The sequence below is a fragment of the Endozoicomonas sp. genome, assembly GCF_031844845.1.
Lineage (GTDB): Bacteria > Pseudomonadota > Gammaproteobacteria > Pseudomonadales > Endozoicomonadaceae > Endozoicomonas.
In genome coordinates, this window is record NZ_JAVRMB020000251.1 from 1 (window position 1) to 3,955 (window position 3,955).

A 3,955-nucleotide genomic window follows, 5' to 3' on the forward strand; every position below is an offset into this window, starting at 1 on the left:
CTGGCCAAAGACGCTGGCTATGATGGCGTAGAGATCATGGGTTCTGAAGGTTATTTTATTAATCAGTTTATCGTAAACCGCACCAATCAACGGGAAGACGACTGGGGTGGTGAATACCAACAGCGCATTCGTCTGCCAATAGAAGTGGTGCGCAAAACCCGTGAAAAAGTGGGTTCGGACTTTATTATCATTTACCGCCTGTCCATGCTGGATCTGGTGGAAGGTGGCAGCAGCTGGGATGAAATTGTTCAACTGGCCAGAGAGATTGAGAAAGCCGGTGCAACCATTATCAATACTGGCATTGGCTGGCACGAAGCCCGTATCCCTACCATCGCGACAATGGTGCCAAGGGCGGCCTTTACCTGGGTTACTGCAAAAATCCGCAACGAACTGAGCATTCCTGTCATCACCTCCAACCGGATCAATATGCCGGAAACCGCAGAAGAAGTGTTGGCCCGGGGTGATGCAGATATGATTTCAATGGCCCGCCCCATGTTGGCAGACCCCGAGTGGGTTAACAAAGCCGCTGAAGGAAAAGCCGATGAAATCAATACCTGCATTGGCTGTAACCAGGCCTGCCTTGACCATGTCTTTTTTCTGAAACCCGTCAGTTGTCTGGTAAATCCCAGGGCCTGTCATGAAACAGAACTGAACTACCTGCCAACCAGCCAGCCAAAAAATCTGGCCGTCATTGGTTCAGGCCCTGCCGGTATGGCCTTTGCCACCACAGCGGCCTATCGTGGCCACAAGGTAACCCTGTTTGACGCTGCCGACAAAATCGGTGGTCAATTCAATATTGCCAAGACCGTCCCGGGCAAAGAGGAATTTGAAGAAACCCTGCGTTACTTTAAACGGCAGATCGAGTTAACCGGTGTTGAACTGAAACTGAATCACAGAGTGTCAGCGGATGAGCTGGAAAACAGTGATTTTGATGAAGTCATTGTCGCCACCGGCATTGCCCCAAGGAAACTGGATATTGAAGGGATTGATCATAACAAGGTCCTCAGCTATCTGGATGTCTTTAAGGGCGCTCCCGTAGGAAACAGGGTTGCGGTCATTGGTGCCGGTGGTATTGGCTTTGACCTGTGTGAACTGATTACTCAGGAAGGTCCTTCCAGCAGCCTTGATATTCCCACCTTTATGAAAGAGTGGGGAGTGGATATGAGCCTGGAAAATCGTAGCGGTCTTCTGGAAGAAAAAGAGTCCCACAAATCGTCCAAAGAAGTTTGGCTACTTCAAAGGAAGAAGAGCAAGCCCGGTAAAAACCTCGGTAAAACCACTGGCTGGATTCATCGCTCGTCTCTGGCTAATCGGGGTGTTCGAATGGTGCCTGGCTGTGAATACCATAAAATTGATGATCAGGGCCTGCATCTTTCTGTTGCCGGCGAGGCGCAGGTTCTGGATGTGGATACTGTCGTGATCTGTGCGGGTCAGGAGCCAATGCGGGAGCTCGCAGATAGCATCAGCAGCAAGACCGTTCACCTGATTGGTGGTGCCGATGTGGCAGCCGAGCTGGATGCCAAACGGGCAATCAATCAGGCCTGTCGACTGGCGGCACAGATATAAAACGGATATAACCCCAGTAGACTGATTATCCCCTGCAGGCTGAGCTAATGGCATTCTGCAGGCATTTACTTGCCCAGATTGTGTCGCCTGACCACCCATCATTGCCCCTATCCCCCTTTCTCACTCACAAATTCAGCTAACCTTTATTCCCTGTCACTTCACTCAGGTATACCAATGTCGATCTTGAAAAAAGTAAACCTGCGTTGCTGGCTGGTTTTATCGGTTCTCTTTTCCTGCCAGATTGTTGCAGCAGCCGATAATCAAGCCCCCCCAAAACCGATCGAAACATTTTATGGTGTAATCAATCCTGACGGGATGGAGAGTGACCAGTTTGCCCTGGTATCAGCCCTCCTTCACAGCCCGGCGGTTAACCGGCTAAAGCAGATCAATCAATACGGCCCCATTCAGATGGTGGACTCTGCAGGCCATAATAATGAACCCTACACACGCTACGACCATTCCCTGGGCGTATTTTATCTACTGCATCACTACGGCGCTCCCGTAGACGAGCAAATCAGTGGTCTGCTCCATGACTTGCCCCATACCGCCTTTAGCCATGTTTCGGATTATCTGTTCTCCACCGATTCTGCCGGTGATCCCAACTACCACGATTCAAAATTTATCAGTTTTCTGAAAAAACACGACGTGGCGCGTATTCTGGAAAACCACCAGTTATCCCCGGAAGCAGTCGATCCGAAAAATAACAAACACTTTACCCGACTTGAGCGGGCTCTGCCGGACCTGGCTGCGGACCGGCTTGATTACACCCTGCAGGGAGCCGCCAGACGGCAATACCTTTCCCGCCAACAGGTGGAGGCTATTCTGGAAGACCTGTTTTTTGATCCGTCTTCAGGGCACTGGTACAGCAGAACCCTGACTTCAGCCCGGCTGATCGGCAATGCCAGTATGGAACTGAACCGGAACATTTTTGTTACCGCCTGGGGGAGGGTTCTCTACCTATGGGCAGCAGAAGCATTGAGACAGCTCACCGCCGCCCAAGAGCTGAGCCCGGATGACATTTTCTTCAATATGGGGGATCAGCAGATCTGGCAGAAAATACACCAGAGTTCATTACCGGAGGTTCAACAGTTAAACCAGAAAATGAAATCGGTCTGGTTCACAGTCCGGGAAGCCGATTCGCCCGGACCAGACACTATCACCTTTGCAAAGGTCAGGTGTCGTATCGTGGATCCAAGAGTGGTTACGGCCTCTGACGAGACAAGCAGCGGAATTATCTGGCAGAGAGTATCCGATCTTGATCCTGATTTCAAAACACGATATCAGGCCGAACTCAAACGGTGTCAGCTTTTTTATGCAAACATCAGCCCATAAGGAACCGTCCTTAAATACCTGTAACTGTTCAGCACCCCCCATATAAATCTGGATTTTTCTGATTTTTCTATCATCCTGTTACACAATAATTTTCCTGACACCAAGCCAACATGGATCAAGACTCATCTGCGATTTTGTTAAATGCTGCGCTCTTAGAAGAGAATTCTGAGCTTCGGCTTGAAGTTACACATTTAAAGGAACGTTGTCGGGAGCTGGAAGAAAAGGTCAAAAAAAATAGTCAAAACAGCAGTAAGCCACCATCGTCGGATGGTTATCAAATCCCAATAAAAACAGTGATTCCCAGAAAAATTCTTCATCCTCGGAAAATTCTGACTCTTCACAGGAAAAGCCTAATCCCAAAAGCCTCAGACAATCATCTGGTAACAAAGCCGGGGGGCAAAAAGGGCATCAGGGTGTTTGCCTTAAACGAGTCGATACCCCCGATTACATTGAGTACTACACCGTTAAACAGTGCCATTGCTGCCAAGCATCTCTTCTCGATGTTGATCCGGTCAAATGCATTGAACGACAGGTATTTGAGCCAGGAAAACCGGGCGAGTATGAAGTGACTGCACATATGGCTGAAGTCAAAATCTGTCCTTGTGGCTGTCGGAATCAGGCTGAATTTCCTGAGGGTGTGACCGCAGCCGTGCAGTATGGCTCTACTACTCAGGCAATGGCCATCTATCTAAACCAACATCATTTTGTTCCATTTTTGAGAGTTTCAGAGTTTTTTAATACGGTCTATAACATGAGCCTCAGTGCGGGCAGTGTCGTAAATTTTGTAAAAAAAGCGCATAAAAATCTGAAATCTACCGAGCAGGTGATTCGCGATGCCTTGTTGGATACTCCGGTTGCTGGCGCTGATGAGACAGGCATGCGGGCCAAAGGTTCCCTTCATTGGCTACACATCATGCGGGATGAGCAATGGACACTCTACTACCTGTCTGAAAAACGGGGTTGTAAGGCAATGGATGCCATGGGCATTCTGCTTACTTTCTGTCTCTTATACACATCTGACGCTGCCGACGAAAGATACACGGTGTAGATCTCGGTG

Annotated in this window: 4 protein-coding genes; all 4 read left to right on the forward strand. The window is 49.1% G+C overall.

What is annotated here, in order from left to right; translation table 11 throughout:
- A partial coding sequence (locus RM811_RS13545; RefSeq protein ID WP_402525164.1) for an FAD-dependent oxidoreductase occupies nt 1–1,566 on the forward strand: 1,566 nt, incomplete at its 5' end.
- Between the two features lie 174 nt (nt 1,567–1,740).
- The gene (locus tag RM811_RS13550) at nt 1,741–2,898 is read left to right on the forward strand and encodes an HD domain-containing protein (RefSeq protein WP_402525167.1); all 1,158 of its coding nucleotides are present in this window, start codon (nt 1,741–1,743) and stop codon (nt 2,896–2,898) included.
- A gap of 110 nt (nt 2,899–3,008) precedes the next feature.
- A complete protein-coding gene (locus RM811_RS13555) occupies nt 3,009–3,467 on the forward strand; it encodes a DUF6444 domain-containing protein (RefSeq protein ID WP_402525170.1) in 459 nt (152 codons plus the stop codon).
- A gap of 8 nt (nt 3,468–3,475) precedes the next feature.
- Nucleotides 3,476–3,946 carry a transposase gene (locus RM811_RS13560; RefSeq protein ID WP_402525172.1) on the forward strand — a complete coding sequence of 157 codons (471 nt, stop codon included), beginning with the start codon at nt 3,476–3,478 and terminating at the stop codon, nt 3,944–3,946.
- Nucleotides 3,947–3,955: the final 9 nt, after the last annotated feature.

What these genes read in the sequence shown, in the direction of transcription:
- RM811_RS13560 (WP_402525172.1), top strand. Translation starts at nt 3,476, where the DNA reads ATGGCTGAAGTCAAAATCTGTCCTTGTGGCTGTCGGAATCAGGCTGAA.
- RM811_RS13555 (WP_402525170.1), top strand. Translation starts at nt 3,009, where the DNA reads ATGGATCAAGACTCATCTGCGATTTTGTTAAATGCTGCGCTCTTAGAA.
- RM811_RS13550 (WP_402525167.1), top strand. Translation starts at nt 1,741, where the DNA reads ATGTCGATCTTGAAAAAAGTAAACCTGCGTTGCTGGCTGGTTTTATCG.